Annotated in this window: 21 protein-coding genes; 9 read left to right on the forward strand and 12 right to left on the reverse strand. The window is 44.9% G+C overall.

Annotated features, from left to right (window positions below; translation table 11 throughout):
• Window positions 1-132: 132 nt before the first annotated feature.
• The gene (locus tag UQW94_RS06925) at window positions 133-912 is read left to right on the forward strand and encodes a methyltransferase domain-containing protein (RefSeq protein WP_085569201.1); all 780 of its coding nucleotides are present in this window, start codon (window positions 133-135) and stop codon (window positions 910-912) included.
• 63 nt (window positions 913-975) lie between these two features.
• On the opposite strand, the gene UQW94_RS06930 is transcribed toward UQW94_RS06925, so the two are convergent.
• Entirely contained in the window at window positions 976-1,857 is an 882-nt protein-coding gene (locus UQW94_RS06930) for a DMT family transporter (protein ID WP_005373940.1), read from the reverse strand.
• 93 nt (window positions 1,858-1,950) lie between these two features.
• Between UQW94_RS06930 and UQW94_RS06935 the strand changes: the two genes are divergently transcribed.
• The 3 genes from UQW94_RS06935 to UQW94_RS06945 all read left to right on the forward strand — a co-directional run bounded on the left by UQW94_RS06935 (window position 1,951) and on the right by UQW94_RS06945 (window position 5,458).
• Window positions 1,951-2,835 (forward strand): LysR family transcriptional regulator, encoded by an 885-nt coding sequence (locus UQW94_RS06935; protein ID WP_213866887.1) that lies wholly within the window; start codon window positions 1,951-1,953, stop codon window positions 2,833-2,835.
• 180 nt (window positions 2,836-3,015) lie between these two features.
• Window positions 3,016-3,630 carry an outer membrane beta-barrel protein gene (locus UQW94_RS06940; protein ID WP_005373936.1) on the forward strand — a complete coding sequence of 205 codons (615 nt, stop codon included), beginning with the start codon at window positions 3,016-3,018 and terminating at the stop codon, window positions 3,628-3,630.
• 160 nt (window positions 3,631-3,790) lie between these two features.
• The gene (locus UQW94_RS06945; RefSeq protein WP_225491676.1) at window positions 3,791-5,458 is read left to right on the forward strand and encodes an ABC transporter substrate-binding protein; all 1,668 of its coding nucleotides are present in this window, start codon (window positions 3,791-3,793) and stop codon (window positions 5,456-5,458) included.
• Window positions 5,459-5,533: 75 nt separating this feature from the next.
• Here UQW94_RS06945 and ompV read toward each other — a convergent pair whose 3' ends face one another.
• The 4 genes from ompV to UQW94_RS06965 all read right to left on the reverse strand — a co-directional run bounded on the left by ompV (window position 5,534) and on the right by UQW94_RS06965 (window position 9,448).
• A complete protein-coding gene (gene ompV, locus UQW94_RS06950) occupies window positions 5,534-6,310 on the reverse strand; it encodes an outer membrane protein OmpV (protein ID WP_017635134.1) in 777 nt (258 codons plus the stop codon).
• A gap of 221 nt (window positions 6,311-6,531) precedes the next feature.
• The gene (locus UQW94_RS06955; RefSeq protein ID WP_005373930.1) at window positions 6,532-7,065 is read right to left on the reverse strand and encodes a copper resistance protein NlpE; all 534 of its coding nucleotides are present in this window, start codon (window positions 7,063-7,065) and stop codon (window positions 6,532-6,534) included.
• A 261-nt stretch (window positions 7,066-7,326) separates the two neighbouring features.
• Window positions 7,327-8,556 carry a glycine betaine/L-proline ABC transporter ATP-binding protein gene (locus UQW94_RS06960; protein WP_322142133.1) on the reverse strand — a complete coding sequence of 410 codons (1,230 nt, stop codon included), beginning with the start codon at window positions 8,554-8,556 and terminating at the stop codon, window positions 7,327-7,329.
• A complete protein-coding gene (locus UQW94_RS06965; protein WP_064354518.1) occupies window positions 8,549-9,448 on the reverse strand; it encodes an ABC transporter permease in 900 nt (299 codons plus the stop codon). The genes UQW94_RS06960 and UQW94_RS06965 overlap by 8 nt, the downstream gene beginning before the upstream one ends.
• A gap of 500 nt (window positions 9,449-9,948) precedes the next feature.
• Here UQW94_RS06965 and UQW94_RS06970 point away from each other — a divergent pair, with 500 nt between their 5' ends.
• From UQW94_RS06970 to nqrM, 3 genes are read left to right on the forward strand one after another with little or no spacing between them, the layout of a single operon-like run.
• A complete protein-coding gene (locus tag UQW94_RS06970) occupies window positions 9,949-10,239 on the forward strand; it encodes a DUF134 domain-containing protein (protein ID WP_005373924.1) in 291 nt (96 codons plus the stop codon).
• Window positions 10,236-10,736 (forward strand): NifB/NifX family molybdenum-iron cluster-binding protein, encoded by a 501-nt coding sequence (locus tag UQW94_RS06975; RefSeq protein ID WP_025577643.1) that lies wholly within the window; start codon window positions 10,236-10,238, stop codon window positions 10,734-10,736. Before UQW94_RS06970 ends, UQW94_RS06975 begins: the two co-directional genes overlap by 4 nt.
• Before the next feature lies 1 nt (window position 10,737).
• Complete coding sequence (gene nqrM / locus UQW94_RS06980) at window positions 10,738-10,947, forward strand: (Na+)-NQR maturation NqrM (protein ID WP_017635136.1); 210 nt, start codon at window positions 10,738-10,740, stop codon at window positions 10,945-10,947.
• Here the strand turns inward: nqrM and UQW94_RS06985 are convergent.
• Entirely contained in the window at window positions 10,925-11,737 is an 813-nt protein-coding gene (locus UQW94_RS06985) for an aminoglycoside phosphotransferase family protein (RefSeq protein ID WP_213867563.1), read from the reverse strand. The two genes, nqrM and UQW94_RS06985, sit on opposite strands and share 23 nt — an antisense overlap.
• A 187-nt stretch (window positions 11,738-11,924) precedes the next feature.
• Here UQW94_RS06985 and UQW94_RS06990 point away from each other — a divergent pair, with 187 nt between their 5' ends.
• Window positions 11,925-12,119 carry a hypothetical protein gene (locus UQW94_RS06990; RefSeq protein ID WP_005373920.1) on the forward strand — a complete coding sequence of 65 codons (195 nt, stop codon included), beginning with the start codon at window positions 11,925-11,927 and terminating at the stop codon, window positions 12,117-12,119.
• A 75-nt stretch (window positions 12,120-12,194) separates the two neighbouring features.
• Here UQW94_RS06990 and fusA read toward each other — a convergent pair whose 3' ends face one another.
• The 5 genes from fusA to UQW94_RS07015 form a co-directional block, all read right to left on the reverse strand.
• A complete protein-coding gene (fusA, locus tag UQW94_RS06995) occupies window positions 12,195-14,219 on the reverse strand; it encodes an elongation factor G (protein ID WP_047102779.1) in 2,025 nt (674 codons plus the stop codon).
• Window positions 14,220-14,512: 293 nt separating this feature from the next.
• Complete coding sequence (gene dgcA, locus UQW94_RS07000; RefSeq protein WP_225473844.1) at window positions 14,513-15,505, reverse strand: N-acetyl-D-Glu racemase DgcA; 993 nt, start codon at window positions 15,503-15,505, stop codon at window positions 14,513-14,515.
• 50 nt (window positions 15,506-15,555) lie between these two features.
• Window positions 15,556-16,560: an N-acetyltransferase DgcN gene (gene dgcN, locus UQW94_RS07005; RefSeq protein WP_005373907.1), complete on the reverse strand. Its 1,005-nt coding sequence runs from the start codon at window positions 16,558-16,560 to the stop codon at window positions 15,556-15,558.
• A 101-nt stretch (window positions 16,561-16,661) separates the two neighbouring features.
• On the reverse strand, window positions 16,662-17,543 hold the full coding sequence (locus tag UQW94_RS07010) for a LysR family transcriptional regulator (RefSeq protein ID WP_005373905.1): 882 nt from the start codon (window positions 17,541-17,543) through the stop codon (window positions 16,662-16,664).
• 153 nt (window positions 17,544-17,696) lie between these two features.
• Entirely contained in the window at window positions 17,697-18,905 is a 1,209-nt protein-coding gene (locus tag UQW94_RS07015; RefSeq protein WP_225473846.1) for an MFS transporter, read from the reverse strand.
• Window positions 18,906-19,106: 201 nt separating this feature from the next.
• Here UQW94_RS07015 and soxR point away from each other — a divergent pair, with 201 nt between their 5' ends.
• Complete coding sequence (soxR, locus tag UQW94_RS07020; RefSeq protein ID WP_005373898.1) at window positions 19,107-19,541, forward strand: redox-sensitive transcriptional activator SoxR; 435 nt, start codon at window positions 19,107-19,109, stop codon at window positions 19,539-19,541.
• A gap of 9 nt (window positions 19,542-19,550) precedes the next feature.
• Here soxR and UQW94_RS07025 read toward each other — a convergent pair whose 3' ends face one another.
• On the reverse strand, window positions 19,551-19,946 hold the full coding sequence (locus UQW94_RS07025; protein WP_005373896.1) for a DUF2391 family protein: 396 nt from the start codon (window positions 19,944-19,946) through the stop codon (window positions 19,551-19,553).
• Between the last annotated feature and the right edge of the window lie 12 nt (window positions 19,947-19,958).

The following is a 19,958-nucleotide window of genomic DNA, read 5'->3' on the forward strand; positions in this document are numbered from 1 at the left end:
CTTTGAGATGAAAGGGCTTTTTCACATAAGCGGCGTTTTCATCTGTTTTCCCATTGGAATGTGCGGCCAGAAATACCCGTTAATTTCCGCGTTCGATACAATCACTTTTCTTAAAGTACGAACGGAAAAAACATGGAAGATTTTTACCTGACCGAGCACGGTCTGGCTGGTTATTTCGAAGCGCAATGGTTCGACAAGTTCATTGAGGATCAACAGATTGAGATGATAACCAGTCGCTCAAAACAAGTCCCATTTTCTTTTTTGTCATCACCTCACTGCTCCCAAGTTGCTGATTTTATTGCGCAGGCGGTAATCGAAAGCAGCGTTCAGCCGTATTCCCTACTTGAGGTTGGGGCGGCGCTGGGAAGAAATTATTATGAGTTAGTGCAACGCTTACCTAACCTTAAAGAAGCGACGCTTGTGGAGCCTTCAAATAGGTTAATGGATGGCTTGAAGCAACTATTAATAGAAGAACAACGCGTCGAGCTTACTTACCTTCACGATGTGAACACCTTAAACACTTTAGAGGTAGAGAATAGAGATATCGTACAGAAATGTGCTCATGTTGATTTGACGCTAATTAACCAGCCTTTTGAGCTCGATACTCTCCAATCTCGCTTTGATTTAGTCGTATGTTTAAATGTGATTGATCAATGTGAGTCGCCACTTAGCGTGATCAATGCTCTAAAAAAAACCACCAAGGTGGGTGGGCTGATCGTTGTCTCTTGCACTTATCAGTGGAACGCGAAACACATCAAAAATAAAGAAGAGGCGGTTGATGATATCAAAGAATACTTTGCTGAAGGCTGGCGTCTAGTGTCGGAAGCCGAGCATGAATATCGCATCCGGTTTAATGATCGCTTTGCAAGGCAGTTTTTATCTCACGTAGTCGCTTACGTAAAAACCGATTAGAGCCACATAAAAAAACCGAGCACTTACGGCTCGGTTTTTTAGTCTTTGGGTTAGAGCACAACTTTAAGTAACGTGCGCTTCTTGTTGCTCTTGCAACTTTTTCTTGCGACGCTCTCGTTTAGAAAGCCAAACGAGAGGCACAACAATCATAATGGTTCCTATTGCCATAAATATATCAGGCACTTCTCCAAACCAAATCAATCCCACAAACACGGCACCAATTAAGCCACTGTATTCAGCGCTGGCAATTTTGTTGCTATCGATCGAGCGGTAAGCGATGACACATGTTGCTGCATAAATCATGATGAACAGACTTGAGCCAGCAGCAACAGGGAAAGCACTCCAGTCCCAAGGTTCTGCTTCGATCAGAACAAGCAAGAAGGCTACTGGAATACCTGCCAAGTTTGTCATCAATAATGTTTGCATCACAGACTGATTTTTTGGCAGTTTTCGAATGAGCAAGTTATTGATTGCTAAAGTAATTGCAACAACTAAAGCTGAAATTGCTGCCCAATCGATTTGGTCTGGACGAATGATGACTAACACACCGGCAAAGCCCATTATCGCTGCGGCGACCGATTGCTTAGACAACTGTTCTCCAAAAAAGATTGCTGCAAGTGGCAACATGATCAATGGCGCGGCGTAAAAGATCGCATTCGCAGTTGCGAGCGGTAAAGATGAGATCGCCAAAACCATGAATATTGCACCAAGTAACCATACGTGAGCGCGAACAGCATGCCACTTAAACCCTTCAAGAAAAGGCGCATTTTTTGTTAGCAAGTAGACTGGCAGCAGGAAAAGCACCGCTGAAATTTGTCGGAAAAAGACAAATTGAAAAATAGGCACTTCATTTCCGACACTTTTAATTAAAGAGTCCGAAAGCACCGCAATGAGATTTCCAACAATTAATAGCAGCATCGCTGCTCCGACCGATGTAACTTTCACTTTTTCCTCTCCTCTGTCTTTGCCAAAGAGTAGGTGATGTCATAGGATGAAGTGAAGTGATATTTATTAGTTTAAGTATGAGATTTTTAGATAATGAAATTGCCACCACTCAGAGCGGTTCACTGTTTTGAATCTGTTGCCAGAAACTCTAGCTTTTCGCTTGCTGCTGAAGAACTCAATGTGACGCAAAGTGCCGTTAGTCACCAGATACGACTATTAGAAGATTATTTGGGTGAATCATTATTTATCCGTCAAGGCAGAAAGCTCTCTTTGTCCGATACGGGCACCCGCTATTTAGAGGATATTAGCCCAGCAATTAGCTCAATTGCGATGGCCAGCCAAAAGGTGCGAGAAGGGGACAAAGGCAGCATACGGTTGGCGATTTATAGCTCGCTTGCCGTAAAGTGGCTTATTCCGCGTTTGTCTGATTTTAAGCGCTTACATCCAGAAATCGATCTGACACTCAATATGGTCGTTGGTGATCCTGAACAGACAGACAGCGTTGGCGATTGTTTTATCACGGTAGAAAAGCCAAAGCGAAACTACATGTCGGTAAAGTTATACGCGGAGACGCTGTATCCGGTCTGCAGCCATAAAATTTGGAAAGAGTTGCAAGATCAACCGATTCCAGAAGCGCTTTGGCGATACCCTATTTTGTCGACAGACTCAATTTATCGTGAGAGAGGAAAAGACTGGGCTGAGTGGTGTATAGCGGGCGGTTACACCTTGCCGAAAGATGTCGATGTTCAACATTTTAGTCATATGTTGTTGGCAATTGAGGCGGCGCGTTATGACCAAGGCATCGCATTTGCGAATGATTTTATGCTTAATGAAAGAGATAAAGCGCACGATTTGGTGTATATCCCTTCTCATGGATTGGAAACCGGCGACAGCTTCTATTTTATTCATAAAAAGAGTCGAGCCAAGCAAGCGGAAATCATCAAGCTCACTAACTGGTTGAAGCAGCAATGCTTGTGAAATGACTAAATTGTCAAAATTAAGAAAGAAAGTGGCAAAGTTGTGTCTAAATATTTCATGTTTTATTGAGTTTTTATTCATTAACATCCACTTGGTTTTGAAACCAAGTGAAATGGATAGCATGGCATGCTTAAGGATGGGCAAAACACAACCTCAATAATTAACAGGCAGTGAAATACAATGTTTAAAAAAACATGGCTAATGACAGCCCTTCTAGCAACATGTTCTGTTGCAAACGCAGCTCCTTACGTTGGTGCATCTGTAGGTCAAGCATCGTTTGGTGATGTTAATGGCTCTATCAATGGTGGTGGTACTAACGCTAGCACTAAACTTAAACTTGAAGATGACTCAAGCCTTTCAGGCAAAGTATTCGGTGGTTACAAATTCAACGAATACATTTCTCTAGAAGCAGCCATTGGTGGTTACGATGCTTTAGACGGCAAAGTTGTTACTGTTGGTGATATGAAGTATCTATCGATTCAGCCAAAAGCGACTCTACCGATTGGCGATCGTTTCAACCTTTTTGCTAAAGCTGGTCTTTCTTACTTCAATGCTGAATTCAAAATTAGCAACTCTGTGATTGACGGTAGCGCAGGCCATACCACCATTTCTGACAGCACTGTAACAGGCATGTACGGTTTAGGCGCAGAGTTCGCTATTACTGAAAACTTTGCTCTACAAGTTGAATGGGAATACATGATGCCTGAGCTAGACATTGCGAAATTTGGCAATGAAAAAGTAACGGTTGATGCAGACATCAATGTATTCTCTGTAGGTATGAGCTACCGTTTCTAAGAATACTTATTCAAGTTACCTCTTGGCTTAGTAAACGTTTGTGACTTCTGTTGGTCGAGCTGAGTCCAAGATTTGAATTTGTTTAGATATAGCACAGGAAGTTTAGTTGCTAAGCGTCCTGTGCTATTTTTTTGCTTTGGAATAACTCTTAGGAATCTTTGTGAACGATGTCAATCTTAGGTATCTGGATCTACTGTTAAAGCACTTTGAACCTCACCAGTATCACCTTGTTACGCTTTCTGAGCTAGAAGCGGTGGTTTGCACGTCGAGGCGCAATGTTTCTATTGTGATGAAAAAGCTTGCCACTTACGATTGGGTCGATTGGCAACCTGCGATTGGCCGAAGTAACGCTAGCCGTCTCAGTATTAATATTTCCCTCCAACAAGCGATGACCGAGTTTTTGGTTGAGGAGCTTGGCAGAGGAAGAATGAACTCAATAACGAAACTTATTGATTGGTTCGGTCAAACCGCGGTTAGAGCACTAACTATCGCATCTGAAAAAGTGAATCGATTGAATGAATCAAATAACGCTATTTTGATTTCTTCTTACCCTTGGGTATCCAAAATCGACCCTGCGAATACTTACCGTCACACTGAATTACACGTCGCGAAAAGCGTTTATGACGTATTGCTGACCCAAAATTCCAATGGTGGTATCGAGCCATCGTTAGCACACGAATGGAAAATGGAAGGCAAGGTAATGACGTTATGGTTGCGGCCAGGCATATATCGCCATGATGGCGAGCCCCTTAACATACAGGATGTGGTTTGGAGTATAGAAAGACTTAGGGAGATAAAAGGACCAGTTCACGAGCTCTGGCAATGCATTGATAGCGTGGTTGCAGAAACATCTAACTGCTTAAAAATCATATTGAAGTATCCGAACAAGTTGTTTCCATACATGCTAGCAACTCCTCATGCGTCTATTCTGTGTCGAGATGTCGTCTCTTTCGGTTCTAGTTATTCCTACCACATAGGGACTGGGCCATTTAAAATCAGCGGCTGGAACCAGGAGAGTATGACTCTTGAAGCGCACAAAGAGTATTTTTCAGCACGCGCATTGTTAGATCAAATAACGCTGTCTCATGGTGATGTTAAAACCTTAAATATGTTGAGCTTTAACCAAAGCTCCGATCACGTTGAAGTGGAAAAAATTAGCGCATTTTCATATCTGACCTACCGCGAACGCGTGGAATCCCAACTCACAAAAGAGACTTGGTATCAACTCGCTGATTACATCCATGTGCAAAAGCAAATTTATGATGCGCCAAGTGCCGTTGACAGCATTCAGTTAGAGACTCACGAGCAAGATTTATCAATAACAGATGGTGTTGTGATACCTAAACTGAAAGGTAAAGTGGTATTAGCTGAACCTGTCTGGACGATTCCGAGTTTAATTCGTCATTCCGAATGGTTGCACAGTGTGATTCGTGCAACGGGATTAGAGTTAGAGATCATTGTTATTGATGACATTAGTTTTCCTGAGGTAGTGTCTCACCAAGCAGATTTGCTCTTCATTGAGGAAGTCATGGAAGCACCATTTGAATATGGCATCTTCGAATGGCTGTCGATAGCAACTGGACTGCGTTTTAGTTTTGATCAAAGCCAGATGTTAAGCCATAGAGAAAAGGTTCGCAGGGCGATGGCAGATGATCACTCGCTACAGTCTTTATTAAACCTAGAGAAAGCGCTGCGCGATCAGTACCTATATTTGCCTTTGTTTGTTGGCTACGAAGAAGTGACAAAAACACAGCAAGTGCGAGGTGTGCAGGTGAAGAATACAGGCTATAGCGATTTACATAGGTTATGGATTGCTCATTCACACTAGAGTCGGTGTTCAAGATTATGCAAATGTCCAACGCATAAAGCCATCGAAATGATGGCTTTATAAGGGCGTATCGGATTAGAAGTTGTACGACACACTTGCGCCAACAACCCATTGGTTTGCGCTATCAACGATAGAAGAGTCGCTGATACCGCTGCCTAGGCGCGTGTATTGTGTCATTTGGCTTACTTGCCAGTTGTCGTTGATTGGCATAACAAGTTTGTAGCCCACACCATAGCTTACCGTTGAATCACCTTTGTATGCTTTGCGGTTTGCGTTTGCTTCGCGTTGTTTTACACCAAAGTAATAATCTACGTAGTCTTCACTTTGATAAGTTAGGTTAGCAAAAGGAACAAAATCAACACTACCGAATTTCATAATGTGGAAGTAAGTCGCGCCCGCTAAGTAACCTTTGTAAGCACCACTGATATCGTGCTGAAGGTACGTAGAAATGACGTTGTTTTGATCCAGTGTAAAGTCTGCGTTTAAACCTAGATCGACGGCGAAACGGCGTTTATCTGTGCCTTTTAGGCTTTTCGCTGTATCACCGTCGCGCATTACACCGCTACCTACAAGGTAGGCACTCATGTTGATTAACTCATTGGTGTTACCGAAGAAGCGGTAGTTAATGCCACTTAGGTCGGCATTAAAGTCGTCACCATGGTAACCACCGTTGAGAATTGGTGCTGTATTATGCTTTTGATCTTTGAAAAGATCGCTGCCTTGAGCCACACCAGCTTCTACGTTCCAACCGCCTTCGTTGTTGTAGATGTTACCGTTACGAATGTAAGTATCGCCAGCGAAAGCTGAGCCAGCAGCTGTCAAAGTAAGTAGTGCAATTAATGTTTTTTTCATCATTTTTCCGAGTTGTTCTGTTTTGTTTTGAACACTGTACAAAATGATGTTGTAAGCATCTATCGGCAAAGCGTATGGAAATGTAATGAACAATCAGGGTAAGAAGCAGAATGTTGCTTCAGAATAGAAAGGTTGCTGGAATAGCTTTCGTTAAAATAACGAAAAATCCGAGCTGGGGTGGCTCGGATTTGAGGTATTTATCAGGTATTGATACTAACTTCTTACTGTTTCGTTAAGTTGTATAGTGGTGCTAGGTCACCCGTTACTTTTTCGCCATTCATGTCTAGCTTCATAAGTACGTTTTCACCAACAAAGTATTGGTTTGGTGCATCTTCATTTGTCAACGTTACGATGCTGCCATTTGCGTCCCAAGTGAATTGACCTTCAGATTTTGATTGACCGTCTTCTTTGTCTTGGTAGCTTTCTTCAAGTACGTAAGTGCCATCTTGATTTAGTGTGATTGTCATATCGATACCAGCACAATCCGCGCAAGGTAGTGTTCCTTTGTAGGTGCCGTTCCAGTCCAGAGCACTTTGTGCGTTGTGTTCAGAGTCTACAAATGTCTCTTCAGTAATTACCTGTTCTTCTTCTACTGGTAACGTGTCAATTGTCTCAGTCGTAACGTCTGCACTGGTGGTGACTTCAGTTTCCGTTGCCTGAGGTACTTCAACTGCGCTTGTTTCGGCAGGTTTCTCATCTTGACAGCCTGCAAGAATGATTACCGCGCCTGTTAGTGCCAACATTGTCTTTTTCATTTTATCCCTCTTTAAATCAAGATTTTGTATGAGAGTAATAGTAGACATTTATCGAGGATTTGCGTCATCAAAAAGCAATAGAATGATCTAACTATGTCAATAAAACCGGATATGAGCATGAAATTGTCAGGAAAATCAGAACAATGTAAATGTTGCTTTGGGTATCAAGCTTGAGCCCACAGACAAATATCTAAAAAGGGGAGTGGGAGCGAGTTAATTGATAACAGCCCACATTATTGTGAGTTGTATTATCAACATCATCTAAGAAACGTTATTGAAGCTTGAGCGTGAAGTGCCTCGTTTTGTGCTTCGTTGATCAGAAAACAGCTCCGCAATAACCTGACGATTTAATTCGCCTTTCAAATTGCCGTGCTTATCGATGACGGGCAGTGAATATTCACACGACATGACTTCAGTCAGCACTTGCTCAATGGCTAAATGTGGAGAGATGATAGGCACCTCTTCATAGATATCATCACGCCAATCTGATATATGAGTTAACTTCGCTGCGTTTAGCAATCCTTGCTGTGTTATCACGCCTTGATAGCCTGCATTGGTCTCATGGTAGGCATAATCACGTTTAACACGTTTCATTTCACTCAGCGCATCTTCAATGGTTTCAGCGCGAACACAGTACGAAGGTGGCTGCATCAGCGTTTCGACCGTCAGTGCTCGCGCTCTATTGACGTCTTTTACAAAGGCTTCAACGTACTCATCGGCAGGATGCAGTAAGATTTCGTCCGGTGAACCTTGTTGGACAAGTTCACCGTCTTTAAGTATCGCGATGCGATCGCCAAGTCGAAGCGCTTCATCTAAATCATGAGTAATGAAAATAATGGTTTTGTGCAGCTTCTGTTGCAGCTCTACCAACTGATCTTGCATTTCGCTCCGAATCAGAGGGTCCAATGCTGAGAAAGCCTCGTCCATCAACAGTATTTCGGCGTCGGTAGCCAGTGCCCGTGCAAGGCCCACACGCTGTTGCTGTCCACCCGATAGTTGAGCAGGATACTGGTGCTCATAACCCGTCAGTCCAACGGTTTCTAACCATTCATTTGCTTTTTCTAAGCGCGCCTCTTTATTTATTCCCTGAACTTCTAAACCATATGCGATGTTGTCGATAACAGTGCGATGAGGCAGCAAGCCAAAGCGTTGGAACACCATAGACATCTTGTGACGGCGAAACTGTTCAAGCTCTTTGTTAGAAAGTTGCATGACATCCACCCCTTCTACCAAAATCTGCCCCATGGTTGGATCGATTAATCGGTTGAAGTGGCGAATCATGGTGGATTTTCCAGAACCGGATAATCCCATAATGACAAAAATTTCACCCTTTTGAATTTGCAGGTTGATGTCTTTTAGTCCGACCGTGTGGCCCGTTTCCGCTAAAACCTGCTCTTTACTATGTCCCAACTTAACGCGCTCAATCACGCTATTGGGTTTGGGGCCGAAGATTTTATACAGACCGCTGATTTCGATAAGTGGACTAGTCATGTTTTGAGTCTCCTAAATGAGCTTGAGTGCGTTTCGCATACGCTTGTGAAGCGCGGTCAAAAAGGATTGCTAGGGCGACAATGGCTAAACCATTGAGAAGACCAAGAGTGAAATATTGATTGGTAATAGACTTTAGAACAGGCTGACCTAAACCTTTTACCCCAATCATTGATGCGATGACCACCATTGACAGTGCCATCATGATCGTTTGGTTAATTCCCGCCATGATGGTTGGCATTGCAAGCGGAAGCTGAACCCCAAAAAGCCGTTGCCGAGTGCTGGCACCAAATGCGGTTGCGGCTTCCAATACTTCTTTATCAACTAGACGAATGCCCAAATTGGTTAAACGAATAACCGGTGGAATCGCGTAGATCACTACTGCGATAAGGCCAGGAATTTTCCCAATGCCCAATAACATCACAACTGGAATGAGATACACAAATGCCGGCATGGTCTGCATGACGTCGAGTAATGGTGTTACCACCGACTGAATGCGATTAGAGCGCGCCATAGCGATGCCGATAGGGATACCAAGTGCGATGGCAAGCATAGTACATACAGTGATGATACTGAGCGTACGCATAGTGTCTTCCCACATTCCAAAATAGCCAATCAGAATCAGCGAACCAAAACATGCAGCGGCCAGTTTCCAAGAGCGGCTGGCGGCATAAACGAGAGTGGTGCAGACACCTAAAATAATGAACCAAGGTGTAGAAATCAGAAGTTTTTCAAACCAGACAAGAAACGAAAGGAGCGGATCAAACAGAGACTCAATGAGTTCACCATACTCGCGAGAGAAATCTCTGTAGGCGCCGTCGAGTGTTTTGCGAATCGCCCTGAGATCAGAGGCATCCATTTCCGGGAATTCGCTGAGCCAATTTGAGTCAGACATATGTACTTCCTTTTTCTGATATACCTAAGCGCTTTCAAGAAACTTAATTTGGCAAGAAGAGTAGGGCACCTAGGCCAAGTAATGGTCGTTCGACAGGTTCTGTATCGAACGTATTACCCTTTAAGCTCAGACCAATGTTGTCAAACTTCTCTTTTTCGTTCCTTAGGTATACATCCTTTTAAATAAAACAATCATTAGTGTTCAAACTAATGATTTGCTTGGATTATAGTTTTTCTTCTTCAATAAAATGAACACATTAGCGTGTATTTGTATGAAAAATCTGCGCAAACTAACGTTTTTATTATCCGGTTAATTAGAATTGATCTTTTTGTTCGTTTGTCATCAAAATTCCTAAATTATTAGATGTCTAATTAATGTTGATGTATTACGTATTTGTCGTGTTGATTTTTGCAAACTTAGTTTATTGGCATATGCTAAAAATGTTATTGGCATATGCCAGTTTAAGGCGTAATTTGACTCTGTGTTTTTGAGGGACAATGATGGCAAGACCAAAGATAGAAAGACGAATATGCGGACGTGCGGCTCACCATTGCTTTAAGCCCAATGGCATTCCATTTAATCAGTTGGAGCAAGTCGCCATATTACCAGAAGAGTTAGAAGCGCTACGTTTAGCCGACTTAGAGGGGCTTAGCCAGCAGCAAGCTGCGGAGCAGATGGGCGTTTCCAGACAAACTTTTGGTAACACAGTAAAAAGTGCAAGATTGAAAGTCGCAAAAAGTTTAGTTGAAGGTCATGCATTAGTTTTTCCGAATGAGGAGTCAAACTTATGATTTATGCTATTCCTAATGATGGTGAGCGGGTGGCAAACCACTTTGTAAAAGCACCATACATCGCTATTTATTCTGATACTGACGGAATGCTTAAAAACCTAGCGAACATTGCTTCTATGCCACAAGCTGGTTGTAATGCGAAGTCTCAGTTGATTCAGTCTCTACAAGGGTACAATGTGGATGCTGTTCTTGTGCGAAATATCGGTGAACGTGTATTGGCAAAGCTACTTAGCAGTGGTACGCCAGTATTTAGGCTGTCTACTCGTAGTTCCTTGGAAGATGTGCTTGCGGTTCCAAGAGAGCCTTTGATTGAGCCCTCTCAAGGACGCCCATCAAACAATCATAAGAAAAGTGTTCACAAACAAAAAGGTGGCTGCGGCTCCTGTGGTGGCCCAAAATCAAAACCCTCCTTGTTGGCAAGACCTAAAGCGCTACTCAAAGCAACATCTAGCCCTGCTATACTTAAGCTAGAGTCGATGGCTAATAAGGCAGGTTAATATGGTTTGGTTATTTACCTTTCTTGGTTTTCTCGCAATCATTTTGTTGATGTCACTTGGCGTCATTTTTCACAACAAGCGCATTCAAGGGAGTTGTGGTGGTTTGAATAATGTCGGCGTTGACAAGGTGTGCAATTGTGAAACCTCATGCGCAGAACCTGAAAGGCGTTTATATCAAATCTCAGAGCCTAACTCATCACCTGAGCGCTAAGGCTTTTGGCCCATTGCGGCAAGGTTTGCCGAAACCAGTCCAAATATTTGCTGGTCTGCGGATTCTCTCTGGAGACCAGTATGTTGACTACCTCGACAACGATCCACGCTTTTGCTAGTCCGATATCGCGCGCCAATTCTGTTGTTTCACCTTTCTCTGCGCACTCTATATACTTGCCTGCTACGTTCAAGTAATCATCAAATGTGCCCATGCCCTCGATGAGCGGCGCTAAATCTATCGCGACATGCCCTGTAGAAAAGCGTTCCCAGTCGAACAGCACCAGCTCGCCATTTTCGCGCTGTCCCCAGTTTCCAGCATTCGAGTCTCCGGAGATCAAGTTCTGTCCATCGAAAAGATGCGCCGATCGTTGTTGGAGGTTGTGGAAGAACTGCTCTGTCTCTGAGCCCAGTTCAAGTGTAGCGAGTGCTTGTTGAGTCGCTTGTGGTGTCCACTGGTGGCGGTGATAAACACCATCTGATGTTGGTGGAAGTTGGTGCAGTTTGACGAGTTGTTCAATGACTCGATCATCTTCAAGTAAGAATGCTTGCTCGACTGCGTGGGGAACGTATTCAATGTGCAGAACGTTTTTCTGGTCGTCGAATTGAATCAAGCGCGGTACGTGTATTCCAAGCGCGTTAAACTGTTCGGCATAGCGTTGATAAAACGCGACTTCTATTTGAGTAGGGTTACGTTTTTCTATTACTTGGACGCCATCTTTTTCGATGAGAAAAACTTTGGCACTGCCCATTTGGTTGAGTTCTTGCTGCGACACCGGACTTCCTGTCTTCATGTAGAGAGAGCTCACCTTAATCGCTGCACTCACGTTTGCCAATAGCCACGACAAAGTGCCTCAAAAATATTAAATGCAACTGTTTAAATATGATTTTGTCGTTGGTGTCTAAATTTTACACAGTTACGCCTGTACTCCGATAAATTCGTTCTACGCTTACTATTCGTCTTAATAAAGGAGAACCAAAATGGCTGTAATGAAGCAGGATATTCCAAATCGTGTAACGGTTTACCATGACAATATCGATCAAGAACAAGAGCTGAAAAATGCGATGCTGCCAGAGAAACCGCGCTACTTTAACGGTGCTCCGACTTACAAAGCGAACAGCATCGAAGAGTTTGAAAGCAAAATCAGTCAGATAGGTTTGTCTCTCGATAAATAATTTTTCTTTTACCTAAAAGCGCCCTCAAAATGAGGGCGCTTTTTTGTTTATGTGATTGATTTGAATCTTAGGGAATTAACCTTGTTGTGTACTGCCTTGGCAGACCTGTTTTTGCACTGCTGGTGGCGCAGGCTCGTAATGGCTTAAGGTCATACTAAAGCTGCCTTCACCACCAGTGATAGAGCGTAATCGACGAGCGTAATCTTGCAGCTCGTTTACAGGTGACTTGGCTCTGAGTAAGGTGAAGCTGCTGTCGATTGGCTCGGTGCCTTCGATTAAGCCTCGGTTTCCAGATAAATCTCCAGAAACATCGCCAACGTTCGCGGTTGGGATGTGCAGTTCCATCTGGACAATGGGTTCTAGCACAATAGGATCTGCGTTGTTAATCGCATCTAAAAAGGCTTTCTTACCTGCGATGACAAACGCAATTTCTTTCGAATCGACGGAGTGATATTTACCGTCATAAACGGTGACTTCCACATCCTTAATTGGGTTGCCAGAAATCGCGCCTTCCTCTAACGCTTGCAAAATACCTTTTTCAACAGCAGGAATGAGCGCGGTTGGAATGGCGCCACCCACTACTTTGTTGATGAACTTAAATCCGGCACCACGTTCGAGTGGACGAACCTTCAATTGCACTTCACCAAACTGGCCTGCACCGCCACTTTGTTTTTTGTGTCGATAATGCCCTTCGGCAGGTTTGGTGATGGTTTCAAAGTATTCGACGCTTGGTTGGCAGGTTTCGACGTCCAGTTTGTACACGTTCGCCATCTTTTCTAATGCGACTTTGAGGTGAAACTCCCCTTGGCCGCTGATGATGGTTTCGTTGGTGCGAGCGCGATGTTCGATGCGCAGAGAAGGGTCTTCACTGGCAATTTTATTCAGCACATCTCCTAATTTTTGCTCATCTCCACGCTTAAGAGGCTTCAAGCACAAAGAATACATGGAGTCAGGAAGGTCCAACGTTTTGAGTTGAACTCCATCTTCTTCGTGAGAGTCATGAACGATTGAATCGAATTCGAGATCATCCACTTTGGCTAAAACGCAGAAGTCGCCTGCAAGCGCGCGAGGGATCTCGGTTCTATCTTTGCCCTGCAGTTGATATAAGTGCCCAACTTTAAATGCCTTGTTGCTTTCGCCAATATAAAGCAGGCTGCCCGCATTGATTTCACCCTGATACACACGTAAGTAGGCAAGTTTTCCCATATATGGGTCGACGCTGACTTTGTACACGTGTGCGACGGTGTGCTCTAAGGTTTCGCAATTTACTTTGATTTTTTTGCCGTTCTTTTCCAGTAGAGGAGGGTTACCCTCGTTTGGCATGGGCATGATCTCCGCCAAGGTGCGCAGCAGCAACTCGACGCCCGCGCCGGTTTGTGCTGAGACAAAACAGACCGGAATCACATGTCCAGTTCTCAGTGCTTCTTCAAACGGATCATGCAGTTGCTCTGCGGTGAGTTCGGAGCCTTGTTCCAGATACAGTTCCATCAGTTCTTCATCGACTTCGATGACTTGGTCAATTAAGGTCTCATGAGCTTCATCTACCGTTGCAAGTAAGGTTTCTCGTCCCAATTCTGGTTCGAAATAGCAGTCAACTACAGATTCCCCGTCAGCCGAAGGTAAGTTGATCGGCAAGCAGTGGTCACCAAAATGCTCAACGATGTTCTCCATCAATCTTTCTAACTGATTACCGTGGTTATCGAGCTTATTGATGATGATCATCTGACATTTTTGCTGCTCTTTAGCAAAGGTGAATAAGCGATCGGAAGTTTGGTTTAGTGGGGTTTGAGGGTCGATGACAAGGGCAGATGTTTCAACGGCAGGAAAAACGCTGATAGTACGGCCAAGTAACTCGTTTTGTCCCGGAGTGTCGATGATATTGAGCCGGTGTTTATTCCAGCGCAGTGCGACTGGCGTTGCTTCAATACTGTGTTGATATTGGATGGATTGAGGGTCGAAGTCGGTAACGGTATCGCCTTTTTCTACGCTGCCTAAATGGTGCGTGGCATCGCAGGTGAAGAGCAGTTTTTCTATCAGCGTGGTTTTACCGGTCCCGGTTTGGCCGACAAAAGCGATATTGCGTATTTTGTTGATAGGCATAGAGCCTCCTTGCAAGATGGCGTGAAAAACCTACGAATTGCTAGGAAGTGGGTTGTTATAGAAACCCACGCACTGCATTGGAGTAGGGCGGGATTACCGCCTATTCGTTTTCCACGTCATTTTCCGGATGACTCGATGCATAAGACCACCTTCTTGGACTACTGGAATCTTAGCATGCCTCAATAACCATATAATTTATGTGACTTATTTCATGATGGGGCTGATTGTCTTTTAATCGAGATCATAAACTCAGAGGTTCTGACTTTTGGAGCAAAACCTCTGGATTGTTTAGGCTATTTGGAAAGAACGATTTCGCCGTCGCAATAAACCAAGCTTGGCGTTACATCTTGTCCGAGCAGCACCGGGCCATCAAGATCGACAACGCTTGCCTGAGCTGCAATAGGTAACGCGGCTCGCATCGCCAGCGACGTCCCCAACATACAACCGGACATGAGGCTAAAACCGAGTTTTTGGGCGTCGTCGGCTAATAATAGTGCTTCAGTGAGCCCGCCAGTTTTATCTAGCTTAATATTCACCATTTCATATTTGCCAACCAACTGATGCAATTGCTCTCTGGTGTGACAACTTTCATCGGCGCAAAGTGGAATGGGGTGCGGAATGCTGGCGAGTACGTCATCGCAGTCTTGTGGCAACGGTTGTTCGATCATGGTGATGTCTAGCGGTTCGAGTTGAGCAAATACCGTCGCGAGGTCGAGGCCTTGCCATGCTTCATTCGCATCTAAAACAATTTGCGCGTGCGGCGCAGCATCGCGTACTGCTGCAACGCGATCAAGTACGTGTTCACCATCCAGTTTTACCTTTAGCAGTTTTGCGCCTTGACTAACGTAAGCTTGCGCCTGTTTGGCCATCGCTTGCGGCGTGTCGATAGAAACCGTCATCGCCGTCACAATCGCCTCTGGTAACGCAAAGAGGTCGTTAACCTGCTGCTTGTGGCTCAAAAGCGCGTGAAGATGCCAAAGGGCGCAATCCAATGCATTTCTTGCCGCCCCCGCGGGCAATAACGATTGAAGCTGGCTTTTGAGAACCATGACATCAGCTTCGCCTTTGGCATACAAACTTTGCAGTTCATGTGCGGCGTGAGAAATCGCCTTAATCACCGATTCAACCGATTCACCATAACGAGGGTATGGCGTGCATTCACCTTGGGCGGTCATGCCTCGATGTTCAATTGTCACTCGGACTACGTGGCACTCTGTCCGACTGCCGCGAGAGATGCGAAATGGTGTCGCCATGGCAATCGTGACAGGTTCTACATGAATTTTCATCTCACTAGTTTTCCCTAAACCGCAGTTATTTTCTAAACCGTAAATGTTTCTTAAATCGTAAGGAGCCTATCTGCAACCGCATCAACGCCAAAACGTACAGGGTCGGTGACGGGCACTTGGTATTTGTCGCTCCAATCCTGGCATAACTGGGCAGCATCTTCTTCGCTGAGCGCCGAAGTGTTTAAGCAAATACCCACTAATTGAGCGTTTGGATTTGTTAGGCGAGCAGCGGCCAGATTCGCTTCTATCGTTTGTTCAATGGTTGGCAAGCTCGCATGTGGTAAGTTGCGGATGTGCGGGCGACCAATCTCATGGCACAGTATCAGAGCGTCAGCTTGTGCGCCGTGAAGTAAGCCCAAACTTACGCCAGCAAACGAAGGGTTAAATAACGAACCTTGCCCTTCGATGATGTCCCAATCGTGATCGGTGAACTCAGGGCTGATCGTTTCTACTGCGCCGGAGATAAAATCGGCAACTACGGCATCAATTGAAATGCCACTGCCTGCGATGAGAATTCCAGTTTGACCCGTTGCTTTGAACTCTGCGCGACAGTTTTTACGCTTTAATGTGTGCTCAATGGCGAGGGCAGAGTACATTTTGCCAACGGAGCAATCTGTTCCTACAGTAAGTACTCGCTTGCCTGCGCGAGCTTTGCCATTGCCGACCTTGAGCGGGGCATCATAATGGCGAACATCATACAGTTTGGTTAATCCGCGTTGTTCTAGATCGGCAAGAGGAGAAAGTTCCGCCAAACGTTGGTGCATGCCCGATGCAATTTCAAATCCCATCTCTGCCGCTTCAAGTAAGGTTGCTTGCCAAGCTTCGGGAATGACGCCTCCTGGATTTGCCGTGCCGAGCACCAGCGTTTTTGCTCCTTGCTGCTGCGCTTGTTGTAGTGTCATGTCGGTTAAACCAAGCGATACGGTTTCTGGCGTCAGGCGGATTTGGCCAAGACAAATCTCAGGTCGCCATTGGTATATGCCACGCGCGGTTTTTGCTGCGAGTGGATCGGTTACATCGCCAAGAAAGAGTAGGTAAGGTTGAGCAATTTGCATGATGGTTCCCTTCGTCATCGTTATTGCTCATTAATGTAGCCAGACTGATTTAGGAAACCGAATGCTTATTTGTTAGGCAGGTATAACTTCAGGTTATACCTTTAACCCATCTGTTGTTTTAGGGCGGTGATAAATTGCTTTGTCGCAATGGATTGAGGTGTGTGCTCTGCGAATAAAATAGAGACGGAGAAGGACATATTTGGCTCCAAAGCATGCACGGAAACGGCATTATCTTGGCGATATTGTTTTGCAGTCCAAGGGTCTACAATCGCGAATCCTGCTTCGTTTTTCACCAGTTCAGCCGCCGCGGAGTAGCTGCGGACGGTAATGGCATGTTGATAATGCTCGTCACGCGCTGACAAGGTTTGATGTAACAGCAAGCCCAGAGGGTCTCGGCTATCTAAACCGATAATGGGTAAATCGTGACTGATGAGTTCTTCTAAAGTGACGGTTTTTTCTGTGGGTATCGCTGCGCTTTTAGGGGCAATTAGCGCCAAGTTTTCTTTTAATAACATGTGTCCCATGATCGCTGGTGGCGTTTCTTCACCGAACGCAATGGCGACATCCAGTTCATGTTTCAGTAAACCTGAGCACAGCTCATCGCGATTAGCCGTTGAGAGCTCAAAGGAGATGCCGTGCTCTTTCGACAGCAACGCGACAGTCGGCGCTAACAAGTGTGCGGCCAAAACAGGCGGAGCACCGACTCGTAAATGTTGAGTTCCCTGTTTGACTTTGTTGGTCAGAGAGCGAAATTGTCCGAGTTGTTGATAGACTTTTTCAGCCTCTGGCAATAAGGCTTTGGCTTCTTGAGTTGGAACGAGACGGCCCTTTACACGCTCAAATAAAGCGAAGCTCAGTTGTTGTTCTGTATGGGCGAGAACTCGAGTGACATTAGGTTGGGAAACGTGCAGTAAGCGAGCCGCGCCTGACACCGTTCCTGCTTGCATAATGGCGTAAAAGACTTCTAATTGCCTTAAGTTCACTGCGATTTCCCTCTGCTCATGTTGGTCACCTCAGAATACCCAACCTTGCTGATAAGCGATAGAGGCAAAAGTGCTGGCGTAAAAATAGGAAGACGATGTTGGTTGCCTTCCTATCTCGCTTTTTCAATTTCTCAACTTCTCAATTTCTATGCTTCACTTTGCTGCTGCATGAAGGGGCAGGTCGTTAAACGGCTCGACGTCTCGACTGAGTAATCCCATCAAAATCACTGCTAACACCATGACAGCAGCTGCGATTGCAAAACCGTATTGTGTTAGTTCGTAATGACTCAATATTGCAATCAGGACGTAACTGAGAGATTGAATGGTGGTGGCAAACATGCTGATGCCGCCATCGACGCGACCTCGTTGATGAACCGCTACGGTGTGATGCATCCAGTTGACTCTCGCAATGCGATTTAGCGCGTTAAATACGCCAAACAGCGCCGTAAACAACAAGATGATCTGCGGGCTCATCGTAAAACTCATCCCGATAAGCGCAAAAGAGACCATAACCATCGAAGCGAACATAATGTGGCTATGGGAGGCACGGTTTAGCACTTTGGTGACAATAAAGCCGGTTAGCAACGAGCCGAGGCCAAAACTGATGTTGAACCCTGCAAACCAATCGCCAGAGATGCCTTGTTCAGAAAACCAAATCGGCACCAGTTTGCTCAAATACGTCAATGCAGGATAAGAGAGGCAAGAGAGCAGAATAAAGCCATAAAATCGGGGTTCGAGACGGAATATTTGTTTGCTCTCTTTGAGTTGCGCGATGAAAGCAACGGATTTTGATGCCCTTAATTGTTGAGTATAAGGCGTCAGAATATAGAACATCGCTGCTAACGCAGAGGCGCTGGCCGCAAACAAAGCAAACTCTTTCATGCCCCACACTTCAAGCAAAACAATACCCAACGCGCCAGCTCCGAGGGTCGTGGATTGCATTACAATTTCTTGCTGACCCGAAATTTTCGCATACTCATGGTGCTGATAATTTTCTTGGGTGAAGGCATTGTTGGTCGTCCATGCAAAATTACTCGAAACCCAATACACCAATTGCGCAAAAGCCAGCAACCAGTGTGACTCAAACCCTAACCAATAAGCAATGAACACCACCAAAGCCATACCCGATTGAAACCATTGATTGAGCACGAGTAGTACTTTGCGTGAATGTCGGTCAATTAAAGTGGAAAAGAAAGGCGTTGCTAGAAAAGAAATCGCGGTGCAGATCAGAGAAACTAAAGCTACGAAAGTGCCCATGTTAGGTTCGGAAAGCATGACCCATGGCAGCGCCATCATGAATAAGCCAGAGGAGATACTGTCGAAGAAGCGGCCAGCTAAGTACGGCTGAGTTTTATTTTTCATTATGTTTGCCTCTAACTCCCGATGGATTTCAAAAGGTTGATGTCCAACTGTCTTGTGGTTAACAACCAAGTCGTTCGCGCTGAACACATTATCTTGAGATCGCCGGGGTTTAGCGTTAATTAAGATGGTGCAACTTTAAAACCTCAAGTAAACTTGAGGTAAAGCGTTTTTTTAACAAAATTGATATACAGGGAGTCAAGGATGGAAATCAGCGTAGGAGAAGTGGCAAAACGTTCTGGAGTGAAAGTATCTGCCCTACATTTTTACGAGCAAAAAGGACTGATTTCGAGCTGGAGAAATCAAGGTAATCAGCGTCGCTACCATCGCAGTGTGTTGCGCCGTGTTGCGGTGATCAAAGCAGCGCAGCAAGTTGGGTTGTCGTTAGAAGAAATTAAACATGCGTTAGATGAACTGCCGAAACACCAAGCCCCTAACAAAGCGCAATGGGAAGAAATGGCAAGCCATTGGCATGAACAGTTAGAACAAAAGATTCAAAAACTTAAAGCGTTGCAAAACGATTTAGGAGGATGCATTGGCTGCGGGTGCTTGTCGTTAGAAACCTGCGCACTGCGAAACCCAGAAGATGTATTAGGGAAAGACCACTCGGGGTCGAACTTAACGTTAGAAGAAGAGTAGCGATTATCTCTATTCTTTGTCGAAACTGTCGACTACGATCGCGCCCATCGAAGCAGGCATTGTGATGACGATAACGCGCTTTATCGCAACCAAAGGCTCATTCATGAGTGGCAGCTTATCAAGACAGAAAAGAACTAACGCTACCACAACGGCCGCAATGAGGTACGCGATAACCACACGAAAAATAAAGATGGATACGCGATTCTTGATGTGGCTTTGAAACACGCTTTGATACGCGAAAAAACTGAGGAAAATGACAGAAAGACTTAACAGCATGAGCAAGTTTGCCATTGGTAGGCTCTCACCCAATCGCCACGCTTCCTCCGAAAATGAGATCGGGACTGCTAGGGCAAAAGCGCCAACCAATACTTGGCTAGCGTCTTCTAGATTAAAGTGGCTGCTCATGCTGTTTATTCC

Origin of the sequence: Vibrio sp. PBL-C16 (assembly GCF_034321865.1) — a bacterium.
GTDB lineage: Bacteria > Pseudomonadota > Gammaproteobacteria > Enterobacterales > Vibrionaceae > Vibrio > Vibrio alginolyticus.